A 19,992-nucleotide genomic window follows, 5' to 3' on the forward strand; every position below is an offset into this window, starting at 1 on the left:
CCTGCTTAGCGCGTCCGCGACGGGGCGGATCGTGCCGCCGCGATGTGCGCCAGTGTCGTTTCCGCCAGATCGGCAAGCATGTCGTTCCACAACGCGAGAAACACGTCCGCTCGGACCGAGGCATCGGCGATGGCGGCGCCGGAGGCCTCATCGAGCGGCAACCCGGTCAGCGTGACCACGCGCCTGTTGACGGCCATGGTGGTGAAATCTCCATGGCGGCCGATTCCCGTCACACGCAGGGCGAAGCGGCCGCCCAGCGCCTCCAGATGGCGTACGTCGTAGAGCTGCGGCAGCAATCCGAGCATGAGATTGCGGAAGAACGCGAAGTTTCCCGCCGCTCCAGCCGAGCTACGCCATGCTCCTTCCAGCAGCACCTCCGGTGTAAGCCGCACGCCCGCCATGAAGCTCGCGAGCGCGATCGGGCTCGACGCGTAGCGGCGGCCCGCCGCCGTGATCTCGCGCATGGTGATGCGCGCGGTAGAGTTGCGCATGTCGATCATCAGCATGACGGCAACACCGGGATGACGTTCACCGCGCAGAACGAAATTGGATCGAGCACCGGCGCATCGACGCCGCAGACGCCGCCGAGATTGGCGGCGCAGACACCGGTATCGACACCGCAGGCGTCGGCGCCGGCCTTGGCAGCGCAGGCATCCGCATCGGCCCCGCAGGCGTCGACCGTCGCGTTGGCCGCGCAGGCATCGGCATCGGCGGCACAGGCGTCGGCAGACGCATTGGCTGCACAGGCATCGGCATCCGCTGCGCAGGCCTCAGCGACCGCGTTGGCCGCGCAGGCGGCGCTGTCTGCAGCGCACGCTTCGACGGCCGCATCGGCACCGCAAGCGTTGCTGTCCGCCGCGCAGGCTTCGGCGCCCGCATCAGCGCCGCAAACATTGCCGTCAGCTCCGCAAGCTTCGACGGTCGCATCTGCGCCGCACACATTGCCGTCCGCGACGCAGGCATCCACGCCGCCGTCGACGCCGCAAGCATTGCCATCAGCCGCGCAGGCTTCGACGGTCGCATCTGTGCCGCAGGCATTGCCATCAACACCGCAGGCGTCCGCCCCGACGTTGGTTCCGCAAACATCACCGTCGGCAGCGCAGGCCTGGATAGTGCCGTCGGTCCCGCAGACGTTCCCATCCGTCCCGCACACGCCGGCGCTGCCCTTGGCGCCGCAGGCAAGGTTGCCATCGACCCCGCAGAGCTTCGGCCCGCTGTACTTTGAGCCGCAGTAGCTTCCGTCGATGCCACAGGCTTTTCCTTCCGTAAACTTGGCGCCGCAGGTCGCGTAGTTGACGGCGCAGACCGCGCCGGCCCTGGCATTCGCCGCACAGGCGCTCGCCTTCGCGCCGCACCCCGCTGCGCCGCCCGCCGCCGCACCACACGCGGTAAGATCGGCGCCGCAAACCGTGCCAATCCCCGCAACGGCGGCACAGCCGCCTCCCTTGGCTCCGCACACAGTGCCTTCGCTGAGCTTGCCCACGCAGGGCGATGCGTTCGCGCCGCAGGCGGTGCCGATACCCACATCGAAGCCGCAGGGCGTGGTTGCATTTACTGCACAGGCTGCGCCGGCGCTCGCATCGATGCCGCACGGCACGCCCGGGCCCGACGCGGGCTGGGCGTTTGGCGCGCCGCCAGGAGGCGGTGCACTCGGCGCCCCGGTGGCGGGTGGCACACTTGGGGCGCCGGTGGGAGGCGGCACGCTCGGCGTGCTGGTGGGATGCGGCGCGCTTGGTTGCGGCGGCGAACCTAGCGGCACGCGCACGGTCTCGCCCGGACGGATCACGTCCGGATCGCGGAACTGCGGATTGGCCTTGAGCACGTCGGGAAAGGGACGGTCGTACTGGCGCGAAATGCTCCAGAGCGAGTCGCCTTCCTTGGCGCGGTGTTCGATGATGTTGTCGTTGGCGGCATTGGACCTGGCCGGCCCGTTTTGGGCTGCCGATGCGCGGTCAACGCGGGAAGCGTCAACGCGAGAGGGCTCTGGCTGGGTCGCGCGCTGCAAGCTCTCCGACCAAGCCTGTGCGTCGCTGCTTTCTTCCTTCTTCGCCGGCCGCTGCGCGCGGGCGGCGAGAGGCCTGTCGATGACCTTCGCCATTGTCTAATCCGCCAGTTGCTAACGCTGTTCGCCGCTTCGACGAACCCGCAGGTGGCTACGCCACCAGCTCTTGTGCATTGAATAGCGCGTTGACCTGACATCGACCTGACGACTCAAGACGGCCGATTCACGCTCAGCCCAGAATCGCCTCACCGAACAGCACCCGTGCATAGTCGCGGAGCGCCGTCATGCTTCGTGGATTGGGATCCTCCATTCGTGCCGGGTACCAGCTTCCCGGCGCGGCACGATACTCACCCCGGAAACGGTGATCCTGCGGGTCATAAAGGTAGCTGCCGCCGAACTCCGGATCTTTGCCCGGAGGCGCCCACACATTGCGATCGTTGGAGGCTGTCAGCGGGAAGCGGCCCGAATCATCCTGATCGACCGTGTGCGCCTGGTCGACGAGGTCGCGCACCTTCTCGGGATCCATGCGATTGAGCCGCTCCATCAACTGCTCGGGCTTCACGCCGAACTGCCTAGCGGTGGCCGCAAGGGCGGGCCCGGCACTGCCGCCATCATTGTTGCTGTAGTCGGACAGCGCCGCGGCGATCTCGGGCCGATAACCGGCCGCCTCGAGGAATTCGCGGCTCGGCCCTTCGAACCGGGCCTTGTCCTTTGAGTCGTTGTATAAATAGAGACCGGTTGCGGATGCGAGCACTAGGCCCGCACCCACCGGGCCACCCCAGGTCGCAAGCCAGCCGCCGCTCGAGGCGACCGAGCCGGCCGCCATCAGGAAGCCGCCGCCGGCGCTCGTCGTATAGAGGCCCGAGGCAATCCAGTCGCCGCGGGCGGCCGCATCGATGGCGAAGGCGCTGTCGATCAATCCGCCGCCGATCTTGAAGTAAGTGCTGAACTTGACCCATCCCGGCTCGAGCGCAAGCCCGGTGCGGTTTGCCTTCGCGAGGATGGATGTCGAGAGGCGCTCGGCGCCCGGGACGGCGCCCAAACCGAGCCAGCCGCGCTGGGCGCCGACGGCAAGCAGTTCGGCCGTCTCCTTGCCCGTGCCGATCGAATAGTAGACCGCCTTGGTCATGTTGAGCAGATGGCCGGGATCCTTCGCGAACTTGTCCCAGGCCAGCGCCGCCTGATAGCCGTTGAAGGCAGCACCGAGGCCGTTCATGCTGCCAAGGAAGGCGGATGCCTTCTTCGGATCGAGCTTGACGTCCTGGCCCGTTCCGAAAATGTCGCGGACGGTATTCGAAGTTGTCGATCCCGCCGATGGAATGGCGGCGCTTGTGCCGGCGCCGAGATCGACGACCGCGCTTGACGAGGACGGCTGCGAAGTCATCAACGCATTGCCAAGTTCCTTGACGAAGCCCCTGGTGCCGCTGACCGATGAGTTCGGCGAGGCTGACGGTGACAACGTTCCCGCCTCCTGTCCGAGCACGATGCGCAGCACCTCCTTGCTGCCCTTGTCGCTCAGCCCCATCGCGAACTGCGCTTCCTTGCTGCCGACGAACTCGTTGCGTGTCTCGGTCAGCCGCTCCGTGGTCGGCAGGCCCTGCAGCCGCGGCAATGCGTTGTTCAACGCCATGCTGGTGCGCACCGCGCCATAGCCAAGCCCATCGACCGCGTTGTATGTGCGATCGAAATTGGGCAGCAGATCCGGCCGGTTGGCGACGTATTCGACGGTGGCGCGATCGAGCTGCTCCGGCGACATCGTGCCCGACCAGTCGGCGCGCAGGCGACTCACCTCAGCCGTCGCATCGCCGAAGGCTTTTACGTCGGCTTCGATCCTGCCTTTAAGGACCTCGACCCCGACCTGGGTAGCACTGAGCAGGCTATCGGCCTCGCCGGTCCGGCCGGCGTCCTTGAGCTGCGTTGCCATCTCCAGCGCCAGCGTCGCGCCGGTGCCGTCGCTGACCGATTGCATCACGGCTTCCTGGTAGGCCGGCAGCGGATATGCCGGACTGTCCTGGACGTGCGGCTGGAATTTCTCGCTCGGCAGGTGCCGCACCATGATGTCGGCGATCTGCCTCGTCACGTCAGCACCATCGTTGCCGCGCGCGGCGTAGTCCGTCGCCGTGGCGATATCCTTGTAGACGCCGGCGACGTCCTGATACGCGATCGGACCGCCTTCCGTGAGGCTGCGCTGCATGTCGGCGGCGACGCTGTCGATCGTCGGCAGGCTTGCCGCGACGATCCGCTCCGCGGTCTCCGGCGAGACGTTTTCCGTCTGCTGACGCAATGCCTCGGCTGCCGCCTTCGCGCCGCGCGTCTGGTAAGCGTTACGTACGGCGTCGACACCAGGCTGCACGGTCTTGTTGTAGGTCGCCTGGTCGACGATCTCCTTGAATGCTGCGTCGTCCGGACCGTGCTCCTGGATCAAGGCGGCGCGCGCACCGATGGCCATTTCGCGCTGCTCAGGCGGCACTTGCCCGGCCACACTGTCGAGCTGCCGCTCGATCTCCTCGCGCAGCGCCGACCGCTGTGTTGCGAGATTCTGTTCGAGGCCAGCAAGCTGTGCCTGCCCGGCAGGGCCGGCGCTCCGCGCCGCATCGACGTCGCGCTGCGCCTGCGCGACCGCGCCATACTTGTCCACGATAGTGCCGAGCGTGTCGCGCGTCCAACCTTGTTTGCGCCAATCATCGGTCACGTTGCGGTAGGCGGCGTCAATCGTTTCTCCAACCCTCGGATCATCGGGCAGGCTTCGCTTGAGCGCGTCGATCTGCGGGCGGACGGCCTCCTCGGGATAAGGCTTGCCGGTCCCGATGAGGCGAAGCTGCCCCTCGACCTCCGTTCGGACGTTGCCCCACGCCGTGCCTGCGGCGCTGCGCACCTCCTGCAATTCCATGTTGGCAAGCTTTCGCTCGCCCGGCGTTGCATTCGGATCATGCGCCACAGCTTCCAACGACGCGACCGAGCGGTCGGCCGCCTGCGCATCGCGGACCAGTCCATTCACTTCGGCCTGGGTCGTTCCGGCCTGCCGCCATTCCTTGTCGACCGCTGTGCGCGCGCTCTCCACCGTCTCCTGATACTTCGGATCGTCGGGAACCCGGCCGCGTATTTCATCGAGCGCGGGACCTGTCGCGACGTCCGGAAGCGCCGCGTTGCGCCCTGCCTCGCGTAACTCATTCTCCACCGAGCGCTGAATGTCGCCCCAGCGCTTCGACACCTCGCCGCGCGCACCCTCCAGTTCGATGCTCGCAAGCTTGCGCGCCGACGGCGTGGAATTGGGATCGCGCGCCAACCGTTCCAGTGACGCTACGTTTTCCTCCGCGCGATGGGCGCCAGCCACCTGTTCGCGCGCGTCTATCACGCGCGGATCTGCATTCGGCACGAAGGCGACATCGCCGGGCTTGATGCGGTCGGGATCGCGAAACTGCCTGTTGGCCTTCAGAACATCTGAGAACGGGGCGCGATATTCCTGCGAAATCCCGTAAAGCGTGTCGCCAGGCTTCACCTCATGCGGGATCTCGTTTCCTCGAACGCGCTGCGGATTTCCATCGACGCGGCTGCGCTCCCGCTGTGTCTTCTGCAGGGCGGCGTCGAACTCTGGATCCGGTTGCCCGCTAGCTGCGACGCGGTCGTTGCGGGTGGCGCCCGGTTGCACCTGGTTGGTGTTTGCCGGAGCTGCCCGTCGATCATCTGCAGTAGCTTGCTCAGGAGGCGTTCGCTGCTTTTCCGCGACACTTCGTGCAGGACTCGCACCAGACATCGATTTCGCTCCGGTCTTCAACCAAAATTAGGGCACTAGGACGCAGCGGCATCTGCCGGCATCGACATTCGGCCGATGCCGATCAATCAGCGGATTTTTGGCCAATGAAGCTGATGACAAGCTGACGTCGGGAATACGCCCGCGGCACGGTCAACGCGGCGGCGAGGCCGAGCGCGCGACCAGTTCAAATTCAACCCGTCGCGCGTCGAAGTTCTGCTTTTCGCCCACGCAGATCGTGGTCGTTCGCCCCTTCGGCGTCTCGACCAGCATGAACAGGGTTCGAACGTCGTGCGCCCGCGCCGGCAGACCGGGACGCGACTTGAAATCTCCGATCATCGCAAGGCCGCCAATCCCGTTGACATTGAAACGTTCAGTGGCGGACACATCATAGTTGATGGCTACCGCCGCCCGCGCGAGATCGATCCAGCGCGGCCCTTCGACGATGTCGTTGATGTCGCTTTGCTTGAGTTCAGCGTTTTGCGGAAGCGGCGTGAACGCGACCTGACAGCCCGTGTCGCGGTCGGAAGGCTTCTTGACCTCGAACCGCACAACAAAGGTTGGCGTCGGAGCGATGGTGCGGGCGATGTAGCCTTCAGGAGGATCGATCGCCAGCCCGGTGCTTTCATCGCGCAAAGGCTCGGCCGTGGCTGGTGCTATCAGCGCGAGCGCAAGACATACACTAAGACACGCACGAATCGAGCGCCGCAAAACCATCACGCCCCTCACAGAAACGCATTCAAAGAAACGGCGCTGGCCCTGACGGAACAGACCGTCAGGGCCAATCACTTCACATCAGTCGGGCGAAATTACGCCGCCTGCGGAACGTCGTGCTCTCCACCGCCCGCTCCGCCGAGCAGACGCCCAAGCAGCGAAACGACCGTGCTCAAGGCATCCTTTTCGTTCTGCGGCAGGTTGAGGCGACCGATCAACGACGAGAGCGCACTCATGATCTGGTCGAACGGACCACCGCCTGCGCCGTCCTGCTGCTGGGTCGGGGCAGCCTCACCTCCCTCGTCGGCCCGCGGGGCCGCGATGGGCTGCGGCTGCTGGCCGCCGCCGACGCTGCCGGCACCGTTCATCACACGGCCGAGCAGCGACACTACCGTCTTGAGCGCTTCCTTTTCCTGCGGCGAGAGGTTCAACCCGTCGATCACACCGTTGAGATTCTGCAGTATCTGATCGTCAGTACCAGCGCCCTGGGTCGGTCCGGTCCCTGCAAAGCCGTCGATGTCCTTGATATTGTTTCCGGTGATCTCCTGGCCGTTCGGCAGCACGAGATCATCGATCTCGCCGTTCTTCGTCTTCATGACGGTGCCGTCTTCATACTGCTGATCGAGCGCCTGTCCTTGTCCGGACTTCAGCTCGGTCTTCAGATCGCCGCGGAAGCCGGTCATTTCGGCAGCCTGATCGCCGCGCGTAATGGCGACCTTTTCGATATAGGTCTTGCCTTCGCCATTTGTCGGATCGATCGTGATCTTGGTGCCGTCGGGCAATTCGAACGTTGCGGCCTTCTTATGGAAGTCGGTCTTATCACCGTCGCCAGTCTCGATGTGGGGATCACCCCAGACCTTGAACTTCTTGCCGGTCTGCTTGTCAGTGACTTCAAGCTGGCCCTTATGTTCGTTGCTGGCGGTGATGCAGTAGCGGCCGGTGTCGACCGTGTTGCCGTTGACCTTGAAAGGCTCGCCGGATGAGCCGCCGCACGAGCCGCCGGAGCTCGGAGGCGTGGTCGGCTCGGTCGGTTCGGCCCCGCCGCTGCCATTGCAGCCGCAATGATCATCCGGCCGACGCCCGCCGCGACCCAGGACATCGTCGCTGGCCAGCCTGCGCACGAGGCCGGAGAAGCTCTGGAGCGCCGAACCCTGCGCATTCGGATCCTGGCCCGCCGACACGAAATCGAGCGCTCCCGTGATCAATCGAACGCGCTCGCCATCGCTCCATTGATCGCCGGACTGGCCGGCGCTCTTCAGGATATTCGAGAAGATCGACGCCACGTCCTGCTGCTCGTTCTGCTGGACACCTCCGCCCGCAAGTTGCCTGAGGCGATCGGCGTTCCCGATCATATGCTGTGCAACGTCTGTGATCATTTGCTTGCTCCTTCGCATCCCGTGATTGGTCAATCGCAAAAACGACCGAACGTGGTTCCTACCCGACCTGCCGTTCCGTGCAGGCCGCGGATCAATTGGATCGATGAACCTTGAAAGCGTGGGCAGTGTTAACGTACTGCACGCCGGCTCATGGTCGTACGATAGGCATGCAAGCTTTCGAGAACCTGACGGGGATACGGATTTCGGCGGGCGCCGCCAGCCAGCACGGAAACACGCGGCGGACCTCGCGCCGACGTGACGCTCGGCGCAGCGCGATTGAGCGCAATTGAAATTATATGGCTGTCGCGCCGCTGCAACGTCCGACGGAGCCGGCAACTGCCGCCCGCCGCTACAGGGCTCACGCGCTCATTGTTGGCGCGCCCGTAGGGCCGCTTCGTCCAGACGCGCCGACAGCTCGGCGTCGTATACAAAATTCACGAAAAATTCGCCGTCCGGCGTCACCCGAAACGTTGCCTTGTTCCACGGCTCGTGCGCGCTAGAAGTCATGATCGTCTGCAGCTTCTTGATGGCTTTGGCGACCGCATAGTCGAGACGATCGACGTCCAGATCGGCAACGCCGCGCTCCTCAGGATCGCGCGTGAAGTCACCGGTAAATCCCGTTGATGTCTTCCAGACTTCGGCCTGCAGCCGTATTTCCTTCCACGGCTCGTCGACCGCGGCCGCCAGCGCGTTCGCCACGAATTCGTAGATTTCCTCGACGGTATTCAATTCAGCCATCGCATCTGCTCCCGTCGGTGTCGTCTAGTCTATTCGGACGCATTCTCGAAGAAGCGCGTGTGCTTCTTGCCGTCGATCCAGAACGTCACCCGGAACGCCGCCGGCCGTTTCGAATCGCCATCGAATTCGGCACGGATTCGCGCATCGACCGTCCTGTTCTGCTCAAGCGCGGTCCGCCACTCCTGCTCCATATTATACCAGTCGCCGCCGCCTCCATTCAACTCACGCGTCATCGGGTGATAGTTGATCTGCTCGCCGGGGCCGTCGAACATCGCCGCGAACAGGTGTCCGCCCTGGTCGCCGTCAACGGCGTCCTTGATACCGCCGACCTCCGCCGCTTTGCCCTGCTGATGCGTGTTGCGGTCGTGGCGGTTCAGGCGGACCCGCCCCCCGGCTTCGACCACCCGGCCGGCCTCATCCGTCGTATAGGTGTAGCGTCCCACGACATAGTCGGTGTTGGGGACGAGTTCGCCGTTCAGCGCCTGGTTCCAGCCGTCGGCCTTGTTCCCCGGCTCGAGCACGATGCGTGGGCGCTCGCCGGGCTGGCTGCGTGTGTTTCGTGCTTCGATCACCGCGCGGCCGGGATCGCGCACGAACGAGCTGACATCTTCGGCCAACTGATCCAGGTGCTGCTGATCGAAGGCGTTCGCACGGACGATGTCAGCCCGTCGCTGGGCGGTGAGGCCAGGATCGGCCAGCTCGCGCGATCGCATCTCCATTCGCTCGCGGATCTTGCTGATATCGATCCGCGCTGCCCAGCCGACCGTGCCGGCCCGGGGCTCACCATGCTGGGTAAAGAAAGTTCGGAGCTGGCCCTCGAGCGTGAGGCTTCGCTGAATGTTTTGCGCGGTCGCGACATGCAGTTCGATATCGGCCGCCGTTGCCTGCGGAGAATGCCTGATGCCCCGGACCGCGCCCGTCGCCGGATCGTAATCGATCTGAACCGCATTCCCCTGCAGAGAGCCGTCGGGAGCGACTTGCGGCGCGAAGTTGCGCAGCAGCCCGTCACGCACGGCAATGGGGTTGAACATGTCGCCCGGCCGCAAGCCGCCGGCGCGCATGGCAGCACCGGTGCCGGCAGCCCAGAACCCCATGGACAACAGCGATTGGGCGCGCTGTTCGCCCGACATCCCGTTCCAGTGGCGCGACAGATAGATGCTCTCGTTGGCGATCGCCGCGGTATCGACGATCGCCGCGCCCGCCTGCACGTAACCATGAAGCGATGATTCAACCGGCGCGATCGCCCGGCCGGCGCGCCCCAGCTGGGCCAGTCGGGCGGCACTGCCGAATGCGCCAATCGACAACGCACTTGCCCCGACATTCAGCCACAGCCCGCGTGCTGTCTCGTCGCTGAAGGGATCGATCGACTGGCCATGATCGGCGCGGTCTGCAAGCTCACTGCCGCTGCGGTATGCACCCCACGCGCCGGCGCCAACGGCAACCGCGCCAGCTCCGATCACGATCGGCGTTGCGAGGCCGCCGGTGCCGACGATCAGAACGCCGCCGGCGACGATACCGCCAACCAGCGCGACCTTGTCGACCACCTGGCTGAAGTGCTCACCAAAACTATCGACGGTCTTCGGTGTGTTGCCATGCTCGAGCGCGACACTTCCATCAGGACGGGCGGTCAGATGTCCGCCGGATGGATAGGTCGTCGATCCCGGCGGAAGCTGGTTGTTCTCCCGCCAATCATCGAAACTATCGTAGGCGCGTCCGACATTGTCGACGAAACGCTCGCGCCCATCCGCGCCGGCAACACGAAAGAGCGGCAGTTGAACCGGGCCGGTCTCCGCGCTCGAATAGGTGACCGGCAGAACCGTCACCTGTGCGTCGGCGCCCCCGACTGCGCGAATTTGGTCGGTGACGGCCCGAACCGCCGCAGCATGTTCGCCGCTGGCATAGAGCGAGAGTTCGCCTCGCGAGGCGCCGGCCTGAGCTTGCGCAAAGCTTGTGCCCGGCGGCAGCACCGGCGGCATGCCCATCGCAAAACCGATGGTGTTGTCCAGATCCGTTCCGCGCAGGCGCTGTGGCGCGTCGCCACGCGTGGAAAGCAGGCGTTGGGCGGACGCCTGTGCCTGCGGTTCGACGATCGCGCGATTGGTCCAGGGATCGTCGGTCTGCCGCAACGTGTCGGCGGTGATCGCCGGATTCATGCGGATGGTCGCGAGTGCGTTCACGCGTGCCGCAAGCGGCGCCTTGTCGGCGCCCTGCGAGCCCAGCAGTTGACGCCCCTGCCGTGTCTCGAGAATGCCGCCAAGCCGCCCAGCCTCTGCACGCTGCCGGGCCAGATCATCGGGATGCCACTCGCGTGCGAGCGCATGCGCCATCGCCGGGCGCAGGGTCGGCATGCTGCTGTAGTCGGCCGCCGATGTTCCGGCGAACGCATTCTGCACGAACGCGCTCGCCGCTTCCGACTGAGGTCCCTGATTGAGCGCCGACAATGCGCGCTCGCGCATCGACGCGGTCATCTGTCCGGCGAAGCCAACCGATGCATCGGTCGAGAGCGCACGCGCGAAGCCGGCCGCATCCTCAGGCCGCAGCCCGTTCAGCATGTTCCGCAGCGGCTCGAGATCCGCGGGCGCGCCACCCGCCGGGCCCGACACGGCGGTGATGGCGGAGACGGCGTAGGACGCAGCCGTCATTCGGCGCTGCCACTGCTCGCCGGATTGTGCGGTGGCGATCGCGGGGTCGCGCGCGAGCTCGGCCGCCTCCAGCGCCGTGCGCTCGGCAACGACCGACCGCAGCTCAGGCGCGTCGTCCAGAGAGCGCGAAAGACGGGAAGCACTGCCCGGCCCCTCGCCGCGGCCCGCAGTCCAACGATCGAGCATGCGGTCCATCAGCAATCGTTGCTGTTGCTGGTCGAGCGCTCCGAGCTCGGACTGGCCGCGCAGCGCACCGATGACCTTCTCGGTCGTCGCCGTCTGACCGATCCCGAGGAAGCCTCCACTGGGGTCCGACTGCCGCTCGACCCAATCTGCAATTTGTTGCTGCCGCTGCGGCGAGACGTCCCGCGCCGCCGCTGCGACATCTGCGGCATTGTCGTTGGCGCTCCGGATCGGTGTATCGCCCGCATTGACAGGCGGTATCGATTCTTCTGAGGACACCCGCGCCGCGTCGATGGCGTTTTGAAACGCCGCGCCTGACGCTTCCGGTCGAGTTTCATTCTGCGGTACATCGCGCCGATCGGCTGCGACGGCACTGGCTCGTGGCGACATACTGCCTCCGTGTGTGCGCGGAGTGTCGATCAATTTACGCCACGGCCGGGCTTGCCGATCGATAGGCACGGACCGGCGACCGTGACAGTCGCACGAAAGCTAGCGTTCAAAGCTGATGCGAAACTGACACCAGAGGGCCGGACGAACTACCGGACGTTCGGGCTCCCCAGCGTCTTCGAGAGCGCAAGATTGTTGCGCGCCGCGCGATCTTCAGGCGCAACCGCGAGAGCGCGATTGTAGTGTTCCTGCGCCTCGGCGTGCCGACCGACAGCGTCCAATGCAATTCCGGCGCCGTTGAGCGCTTTGATGTTTTTTGGATGCTGTTCGAGAATGGCGCCGAACGCAGCGAGGGCTTCCGCATGCTGCTGTCGCGCGAGCAAAACTTGCGCGAGGCCGACCTGACCATCGACATTGCCGGGGGCTATCGCAAGCGCCTGGCGAAACGCGGCGTCTGCCCCGTCGAAGTCACCATTGCGCATCAGCGCGCGCCCGAGATCGATCTTGGGCTGTGCTGCGGACGGCTGGCGTTCCGCAATCCGGCGATAGATATTTGCAGCGTTGAGCGCGTTGCCGTTGCTTTCGGCCGCCTCCGCCAGCCGCGTCAGCGCCGCGGTGTCGAGATCAGCGCTGGCAGTCGGAGGGTCTGCCGATCCGGCGACAGTGCCGAGTTGCGCTCCTGCGCAGGCGCCTACACCGAGCGCAAGCAACGGTGCTGCGAGCGAGCGCAGCCACTTCGATGCCGCGCGCAATCCCGACGGCTGCGGACCGTTACTCAACGCGCACCTCATGGCTATCCAGCCATGCGGTCAGCCGACGGCCGGGACGACACCTTGCGGAAACGATCCAGATCGCGGAGCCGAATCGGAACCAAAGCTGCCAGCGAGCCCGATCGTACCGATCGGTTGAATGGTAAAGTCGCCTGCCAACTCTTGATACGAAAGCACCGGAATGTCCAGACCGTTGCGTATGAGAAATCCGCGCACGAAGCGGCGGATATCCATCGACGTTAAAATCACCGGCCGATTGTGATCCGAATGCGCATTCGCTCCGATGCGGCGAACCCTGTCCAGCAGCCCTTCCGACACTTTGTCATCGAGAACGAGATAGGGGCCCACGGCGGTATCGCGAACTGCGCCACGAATAGTGTCCTCTGCAGCACGCTCGATCAGGTAAGCAGGCACGATCCTGTGGGCATTGGCATATTTATGACAGATCTGTCGCTTGAGCGCAGCGCGCACGTATTCCGTCAGAAGCACGACATTCGCTTCCCTTTCGCCCCATTCGGCGAGCGCTTCGAGAACCAGCCGTGGATTGCTAACCGAAACGCCCTCGTCGACCAGGCGCCGCAGCACATCGGCCATCCTCTGTACCGGCGTCGTCCGCATCACTTCCTTCACAAGATCGCCATACCGGCCTTCCAGCCGCGTGAGCAGCGCCCTGGTTTCCTGAATGCCGATAAATCGGGCAGCATTGCGCGCAAGCACTTCCCGCGCACGGACGGCAACGACATCCGTGCAGTTCTGGTAACCGATGCCGGCCGCCATCAGCGAGCTTTCGTGTGCGGTATCGATCCAGATCTGCCCGGAAGATTTGGCATCGCCATCTGTCTGCGCCGGGATGCCGGCGAGTTCCAAATTCACGGGATCGTCACACAACAGTAATCGCTGCGGATCAGCGTAAGCTTCTTCAACCGGCACACCTTCCACCTCGATGCGAAATCGTGATGGGCCAAGCGAGGAATCGAAAACGATGCCGACGTCCGGCATCAGAATGCCCAGCGTATCGGCCAGACTGGCACGCGACTCATCAATCTTCTTCCGCAAGTTCTGAGTCTCTGCGATGGGGCGCAGATTATCCGACAGCAGTATGACGACCGGCGGCGCTTCTGCCGGCGCGGCCTGGCGTATCTCACGCATGCGCTGTGGGGTGCCCGCGCGCGCATCGGCTCCTGCCCCCATGCCGTCCCTGGAGATCGCAGCATCTTCGTCGCCCGCATTCGATCTCGTTCCTGCCACCAGGCTTGCCGCGCCGAATGCGAGTGCCAGCACCACGAATACCGCGGTCGGAAATCCGGGGACCAGGCCCATGGCAAGCAGGACGATCGCAGCGAGCCGTAGCGCGCGCCGGTCTGCGGAAAGCTGACCGGCGATATCGCGTCCGAGATCCAGCTTGCTATCGCCGGTGACCCGCGTGACGACGGTCGCCGCGGTAATCGAAAGCATCAAGGCGGGAATCTGTGAGATCAGCGCATCGCCGATCGTCAGCAACGCATACTCGCGCACGGCCTGCACGAACGGCATGTCGCGGCTCAAGGTGCCGACCGCGATGCCGCCGATCAGGTTCACCACAATGACGACCAGCCCGGCGATGGCGTCGCCCTTGACGAACTTCATTGCGCCGTCCATCGCGCCGTAGAGCTGGCTTTCCTGCTCGAGGCGGCCGCGCCGGCGCCTCGCCTCGGTCTGGTCGATGTCGCCGTTTCGCAGTTCGGCGTCGATCGCCATCTGCTTTCCCGGCAAGGCATCGAGAATGAAGCGCGCGCCCACTTCGGCGACGCGCTCCGCGCCCTTCGCGATCACGATGAACTGCACGACCGTGACAATCAGGAAGACCACCAGACCGACGAGAACACTGCCGGCGATGACAAACTCGCCAAATGTTCGGACGATGTCGCCTGCATTGGCCTGGGTGAGAATGAGGCGCGTCGTGGTGATGGTAAGCGCCAGCCGGAAAACCGTCGACAGCAGGATGATGCCCGGCAATGTGGAGAACTCGAGCGGACTCAGCACATAGAGCGACACCATCAGCAGCAGCACTGCAAATCCGAGGTTGAAGCCGATCAATAGATCGACCAGCAGCAATGGCATCGGCAAGATCATCATGGCGACGGTGAGCACGAGCACCAGCGCGATCATCAGATCCGGGCTGCCTGGAGCCCGCGCGATCAATGTCTTCAATCTTTCCATCATGCGCGGCCTCCTTGCGACCGGGCGAACACAAACTGATCGAACCGCAGGCGTGCGTCGGCCGTCTGCCCCTCAAGACGCAGCGCGTGGCTTCGCAGCAGCAGAAGCGGCGCTTCTGACGCCGGATCGGGGTCCAGCGTCTCCAGCCGATCGATTGCCGCGAGCGCGGCCGCCCCGTCCTTGTTTGCAAGATGCGCGTACGCCAACAGCCTGATCGCTTCGACATCGTCCGGCCGTGCCCGCTCGACGAGGCGCAGCAGGGCAAGCGCGCGGCGGCACTGTCCGCACACCACGTAGACATAGGAAAGCGCGCAGAGCAGATCCCGCTGATCGGCTCCGACTATCGCGCCGGATCGCTGCTGCAGCGGATCATCGGAGGGGTCTGGCTTCCGCATCACGCCGCGCATCGCAGGCTAACCTTCGACCAGGCTGTTGCTGTTCTGGCGCAACTGCGCCAGCCGCTTGAGTTCGCGCCGGATGGTCAACACCCCCTCGCGAACGATTCGATCGTCCGCACTGCCGGCCAGGTCGGACTGCAACTGCTCGAGCAACATGCGATAGCGCTCGGCCTGCAGCACGTGGGGATTGCGCAACCGCGGCATCACGAACGTCATCAACGCGTCGACCAGATTCCGGCCCGCGAAACCGGAAACGGCGCCGGACTGATCGGCTCGCGAGACAATGGTTTGCGCTTCGTCCAGATGCCGGCGGGTGACGCCATCAAGACCTGGCGCGGCGAGCGTTCGTTCGATCGCCGCGTCGAGGCGTACACCAGGTGGCAGGCTGGTCAGCTTGGGCATCGTCCGCACCCGGTTCCGGTCAAGGTGTGCATCACATCAGTAGCGAACGGCGACAAGCTTCCCCTCGCGCCGCAGCAGCACTTTCTCGGCCTCGATGCGTTCGATCGCCCACCCGCCATCGAGCATGGCGCCCTCGAGGTATTTCTGGCCTCTGATCAGAAGGTGGGGATGATCTCCGCGCCACACGCCTTCGATGGACAACGACACCGGCACTTTTTCCGTCTTGATGCTGACGCCGTTCACCAGCGTGATGTCGCCTTCAAAGCGTTCGTCAAACCACCTTTGAACGGTCTGCCACTGCGCCGCGGCTTTCGGATCGATCGTCCCGGTCGCTGCGACGATCCCGATGCCAGGCTCGATCAGGACATTCAGAATGCCGATGCGCTCGACTTCCGCTCGCATGGCGTCGGCTGCGGCCTTGACCCTATCGGATGCGAGATCGGGAACGTTTGCGCTGCCTTCCCGCTCACGCGGCACAGCTTCCCTGGCGACTTCAGCCGGTGAGATGTCAGGCACGTTCGCCGTCGATGCGAGCAACACCTGCCGCACGCCGCCGTGAAACGCACCCGTCGTTTGCGAGATCGGCACGTCCGCCATCGAGTGCATCATCAGACCGATCGAGACGATGCCGACCAGTCCCGCACCCATCACTAGACGCGACCGCGGCATCGAGGCGCCGAGCAAACCGCTTCGCGATTGCGGGCTCGAATCGTCGGCACGGCTGAAATGCAACTGCACGGCGCCGATGTTGATCCGCAGCGGCGTCGCAACGATCTGCCGCGCGCCGGTTGCGAGATGTTTCTGCGCGCCGACCGAAATCCTGCCGGCCAGCGCCTCGACCTGAATTTCGGGTCCGGTGGCATCGATCAGGGCATGAATCGGCTCGACATCCGCCTCCATCAGCACGATGTCGGCGTCCACCGAGCTCCCGATCGTATAACGCCCCGGCGCGAATTCGTGTGACGAACCGGCATACAGCCCGGACTCAATTGACATCGTCAGGCAATTGGACGGCAATGACATCGTTCGCTCCGAATTTTCTTGGCTGGAAGCCAGGCGTTCTGCAAGGCTGCGTTCTGCACGGCCGTTCCGCGACGGGAAAGAGACGCGTGCGCGGTGCGCGCAGTGACGCGCGCACCGCGATGTTGAAGCCGATGATTACTGAACGCGTTCGTCGGCCACCTTCTTCTGCGTGTTCTGATCGACCTGCAGGCGACGCAGTTCCATGCTCTTCTGCATCGATTCCTGATACGTTTGCTTGAGCTGGTCCATCATCCCCTGGAAGTCGCCGCCGGCCGCTCCGCCACCGCCGTTACCGCCGCCAGCGACTGCACCTGCAGCCGTGTTCACAACGTTGCCGACAGCACCAAGTATTCCGCCCATAGTTCAATCTCCTGTCGTTGGTCCTTGATGTCTTCGCGTCTTCGTCACGCCATGGCTTCGATCGATGTCTATAGCCAGCGCAACGCCACCAGGTTGCCACGCGGCAACCTGACGCCTTGTGCTCCGAAGGCATCCTGCCGTTCGAATTGCACCTGTCCGAGCGCATGTTCTTTTGCGAACGACGCCCTAACCCTATGAATCCTCTTCTTCCTCCAGCGCTTCCCGGCCCATGTCCATGATATCCATGAGCGGCTGCACCGACATCATCCCGATGGCCTTCTGCAGCTCCGCCTCAAAGGCTTGCGAAGCCTCGCCGCCACCGCCGCCGTTGCCGTCGATCGCGCCACCGACGGCGCCGCCGACCATGCTGCCGACCGGGCCACCGAAAATACCGCCCGCGATCTGTCCAATCGCTCCGAGTACACCCATGACGAATTCTCCTTCGCTCATCTGGCATGACGCTATGGGCGTCAGCTTTCAGGAAGCTGACGAGAGGTCGACTTTTTGAGGAAGGAGAGATAGATAACGCGCGGACAGAAGTTTAGCGCGAATTTTCGCGCCGGCCGGGCGTATTGGGATCGCCGTCACGTCCGCCAGGCTGCTCGCGTCCGGCCGACGCATCGGGGGGTTCGTTCGAGCCGAAGCCAGCTTCCAGTCGTCCGTTGCGAAGGATCGTCGTCTGAGAGCCGCGAAAAACGGTCAAGACCGTATCATGCGGAAGCGGCGGCGGCCCCACGCGCGCTTCGGCCGGCTTTGGGCGCGCCTGCTCCTCGGCGATCAATCCGTTGAGCGTTTGCTCGACCAGGGCCACAAATCGCGGCGGCCCGGTCACCAGCACCAGTTGGGTGTTCGGAGCCGGCCGCACGGCATATCGCTCGTCGGCGACGTCGAACGCCGCAAGCGTGGAAGCAAGTCGTTCAAACGGTACCGGGCCCGGAACAAGCAGTCTGCTTTGCGACTCGCGGGCGGAGGTGACGTGCAGCACCTGTCCGTCGAAGTACCACTCGAGATTATAAAGCGAGGCGAGCCGGTTCAGGAAGGCCAGCGGCGGGAGATCGGGAAGCCGGCCTTGAATACGGCTGCGGACCTCCTGGCTCACATTGACCTTAATATTGAGGTTGCTGCCGAACTCCTGAAGTGCGGCCGACAAATCCTGATTGATAATCGTGTAGGTATAGGTGGTGTCGGGCAGTTTGAGCTGCGCCGCAAGCGTCGCCGAAGGCAACAGAAGCGTCGCCGATGCGCCCAAACCTGCAACAGCAAGACCAGCAGCAACAAAACGGCCTGCCCTGTGACGCGAGGCGCTGGAACTCTGCTCGAGGGCTGCTGTTGGCGTCATATGTCCGTCGTTTACGCAAGCTCGTCGTCTGATCGTTATCCGACGTACATATCGAATCGATGACATGCGTCGATTCGATGGCATGAGCGGCCGAACAGCGGCCGATGACTTCGTCACTTTCCGGTCAGCTAGCCTCAATAGCCTTTCCCGCATCGTGAGCGATACGAAGACAATCCTTAAGACGTCAGGCCGAGCCGACACATGACCCTTGATCCGCTGACGGCCATCAACGGCGCGGTTTCCAACACGGTGCCCATGTCCGGCAGCGCCGCGCCAACCGGCGATGCCGCCGGCGCATTTTCCCGCGTGCTCGCAAACGCATCGTCGGACGCGAACAACGTGGCGACATCGCACGCATCGGCGCGCGCGCAGGAAAGCAGGCACGAGGCTACACGCGTGGCGGCGGTACGCGAGTATCAGCTCACCTCGTTGCCGAAAAATCCGCAGGACGACGTGGGGCACCACGTGCTGGACCGGCTGGAAACGCTCTATCGCGGTGATCAGCGGCTGCGCACGCCCAATGCACATTCCGCAACCGACTCCCCGGCAGTTGCGCTCGCCGGCGCCGGACTACCGCGCGGCCCCGCTGCCGCGCCGCTGAATGGAGCCGCCAACTCGACCGATGCCTTCAACGTCATGCTTCGCAACTTCGAGCAGGTCTATCAACAGTCCATTCAAGTCGGCCTGATGACCAAGAGCACTGGCGCCTTCACCACCTCAATGAACAAACTGATGTCCTCGGCGTGAGCTGCCGCCGGGACTTCCCAGATCTCAAGCGGAGACGCACATGATCGCCGTCCATAAAATGGTGAAACTCGCTGCGCTCGCGCTCGTGCTCTGCGCGCTGGCGGGATGCCAGACGGAGCTTTACTCCAAACTGGACGAGCGTGAAGCAAACGACATGATTGCGCTCCTGCACAAATACGGCGTCGCTGCCGAGCGCTCGTTCGCCAAGGACGGAACCAGCCAGATCAGCGTCGAGGAACGCCAACTACCGCAAGCGATCGAGCTCCTCAAGGCGAACGGCCTGCCGCGCAGGACGTTCACCAACATGGGAGAGGTCTTCAAGAGCAGCGGCCTGATTTCGTCACCGACGGAGGAACGCGCGCGCTTTATCTACGCGCTGAGCGAAGAACTGTCGCGGACGATCTCCGATATCGACGGCGTTCTATCGGCCAGAATTCATGTGGTCCTTCCGAAGAACGATCTGTTACGCCAGGATGCGACGCCATCATCTGCATCAGTGTTCATTCGTCATGACTCGCGCGCGCCGCTGAAATCATTGCTTCCGCATGTCAAGATGCTGGTGGCGAACAGCATCGAAGGGCTGTCCTACGAGAAGGTATCGGTGGTGCTCGTTCCGGTGGAACGTCCTTCCATCGAGCCCGCCGCGCCAGGGACGGTTGGCGCAGCAACTCCAGCCGGGCTGATGGCGCCACGGACGGCCGGTGGTTCGTCTCAGGCGCTCTATCTTTCCCTCGCGGCCCTCCCCGCGCTGCTCTTGACCGGCGCCCTGGCGTTCTGGCTCGGTCGCCGCCACGAACGGCATGCGCCCGGCGGTTTGTCACCGGTGCCCGGCGCGGCCCGAAATGACCCGCCAAGAATCAATCGTCTCTCCCCGAATGATCGTGACGCCGATCGGACGGTTACGCAGCGCGCTGCCTGAGGTTGGCGCTTCCGGCAGAGGACTCCATGTCGACCACATCGA

General features: G+C 64.4%; 17 protein-coding genes. 2 read left to right on the plus strand and 15 right to left on the minus strand.

The window, feature by feature from the left end:
- Positions 1-5: 5 nt before the first annotated feature.
- The 15 genes from GWE18_RS14340 to GWE18_RS14410 form a co-directional block, all read right to left on the minus strand.
- A complete protein-coding gene (locus GWE18_RS14340; protein WP_275186381.1) occupies positions 6-506 on the minus strand; it encodes a hypothetical protein in 501 nt (166 codons plus the stop codon).
- The gene (locus tag GWE18_RS14345; RefSeq protein WP_275186382.1) at positions 500-2,098 is read right to left on the minus strand and encodes a LysM peptidoglycan-binding domain-containing protein; all 1,599 of its coding nucleotides are present in this window, start codon (positions 2,096-2,098) and stop codon (positions 500-502) included. Before GWE18_RS14345 ends, GWE18_RS14340 begins: the two co-directional genes overlap by 7 nt.
- Before the next feature lie 133 nt (positions 2,099-2,231).
- On the minus strand, positions 2,232-5,756 hold the full coding sequence (locus tag GWE18_RS14350; protein WP_275186383.1) for a LysM domain-containing protein: 3,525 nt from the start codon (positions 5,754-5,756) through the stop codon (positions 2,232-2,234).
- Positions 5,757-5,906: 150 nt separating this feature from the next.
- Positions 5,907-6,389, minus strand: coding sequence for a hypothetical protein (locus GWE18_RS14355; protein WP_275186384.1), 483 nt, complete (start codon positions 6,387-6,389; stop codon positions 5,907-5,909).
- Positions 6,390-6,562: 173 nt separating this feature from the next.
- Entirely contained in the window at positions 6,563-7,843 is a 1,281-nt protein-coding gene (locus tag GWE18_RS14360) for a DUF1521 domain-containing protein (RefSeq protein WP_275186385.1), read from the minus strand.
- 366 nt (positions 7,844-8,209) lie between these two features.
- Positions 8,210-8,581 carry an immunity protein YezG family protein gene (locus GWE18_RS14365; RefSeq protein ID WP_275186386.1) on the minus strand — a complete coding sequence of 124 codons (372 nt, stop codon included), beginning with the start codon at positions 8,579-8,581 and terminating at the stop codon, positions 8,210-8,212.
- A 29-nt stretch (positions 8,582-8,610) separates the two neighbouring features.
- On the minus strand, positions 8,611-11,796 hold the full coding sequence (locus GWE18_RS14370; RefSeq protein ID WP_275186387.1) for a DUF4781 domain-containing protein: 3,186 nt from the start codon (positions 11,794-11,796) through the stop codon (positions 8,611-8,613).
- 146 nt (positions 11,797-11,942) lie between these two features.
- Positions 11,943-12,572 (minus strand): tetratricopeptide repeat protein, encoded by a 630-nt coding sequence (locus GWE18_RS14375; RefSeq protein ID WP_275186388.1) that lies wholly within the window; start codon positions 12,570-12,572, stop codon positions 11,943-11,945.
- A gap of 30 nt (positions 12,573-12,602) precedes the next feature.
- On the minus strand, positions 12,603-14,765 hold the full coding sequence (sctV, locus tag GWE18_RS14380) for a type III secretion system export apparatus subunit SctV (RefSeq protein ID WP_275186389.1): 2,163 nt from the start codon (positions 14,763-14,765) through the stop codon (positions 12,603-12,605).
- Positions 14,762-15,169, minus strand: coding sequence for a histidine kinase (locus GWE18_RS14385; protein WP_275186390.1), 408 nt, complete (start codon positions 15,167-15,169; stop codon positions 14,762-14,764). Before GWE18_RS14385 ends, sctV begins: the two co-directional genes overlap by 4 nt.
- Before the next feature lie 6 nt (positions 15,170-15,175).
- Positions 15,176-15,562, minus strand: a complete 387-nt coding sequence (locus GWE18_RS14390; protein ID WP_275186391.1) for a hypothetical protein — start codon at positions 15,560-15,562, stop codon at positions 15,176-15,178.
- 36 nt (positions 15,563-15,598) lie between these two features.
- Entirely contained in the window at positions 15,599-16,585 is a 987-nt protein-coding gene (locus tag GWE18_RS14395) for an FHA domain-containing protein (RefSeq protein WP_275186392.1), read from the minus strand.
- Between the two features lie 135 nt (positions 16,586-16,720).
- Positions 16,721-16,945: a hypothetical protein gene (locus GWE18_RS14400; RefSeq protein ID WP_057854885.1), complete on the minus strand. Its 225-nt coding sequence runs from the start codon at positions 16,943-16,945 to the stop codon at positions 16,721-16,723.
- 192 nt (positions 16,946-17,137) lie between these two features.
- Complete coding sequence (locus GWE18_RS14405) at positions 17,138-17,374, minus strand: hypothetical protein (RefSeq protein WP_275186393.1); 237 nt, start codon at positions 17,372-17,374, stop codon at positions 17,138-17,140.
- 112 nt (positions 17,375-17,486) lie between these two features.
- Positions 17,487-18,194, minus strand: coding sequence for a nodulation protein NolW (locus tag GWE18_RS14410; protein ID WP_275186394.1), 708 nt, complete (start codon positions 18,192-18,194; stop codon positions 17,487-17,489).
- Between the two features lie 291 nt (positions 18,195-18,485).
- On the opposite strand from GWE18_RS14410, the gene GWE18_RS14415 reads away from it, so the two are divergent.
- Entirely contained in the window at positions 18,486-19,031 is a 546-nt protein-coding gene (locus tag GWE18_RS14415; RefSeq protein WP_275186395.1) for a nodulation protein NolB, read from the plus strand.
- 40 nt (positions 19,032-19,071) lie between these two features.
- Entirely contained in the window at positions 19,072-19,950 is an 879-nt protein-coding gene (gene sctJ / locus GWE18_RS14420) for a type III secretion inner membrane ring lipoprotein SctJ (protein WP_275186396.1), read from the plus strand.
- Positions 19,951-19,992: the final 42 nt, after the last annotated feature.

Origin of the sequence: Bradyrhizobium sp. CSA112 (genome assembly GCF_029051645.1) — a bacterium.
Taxonomy (GTDB): Bacteria; Pseudomonadota; Alphaproteobacteria; order Rhizobiales; family Xanthobacteraceae; genus Bradyrhizobium.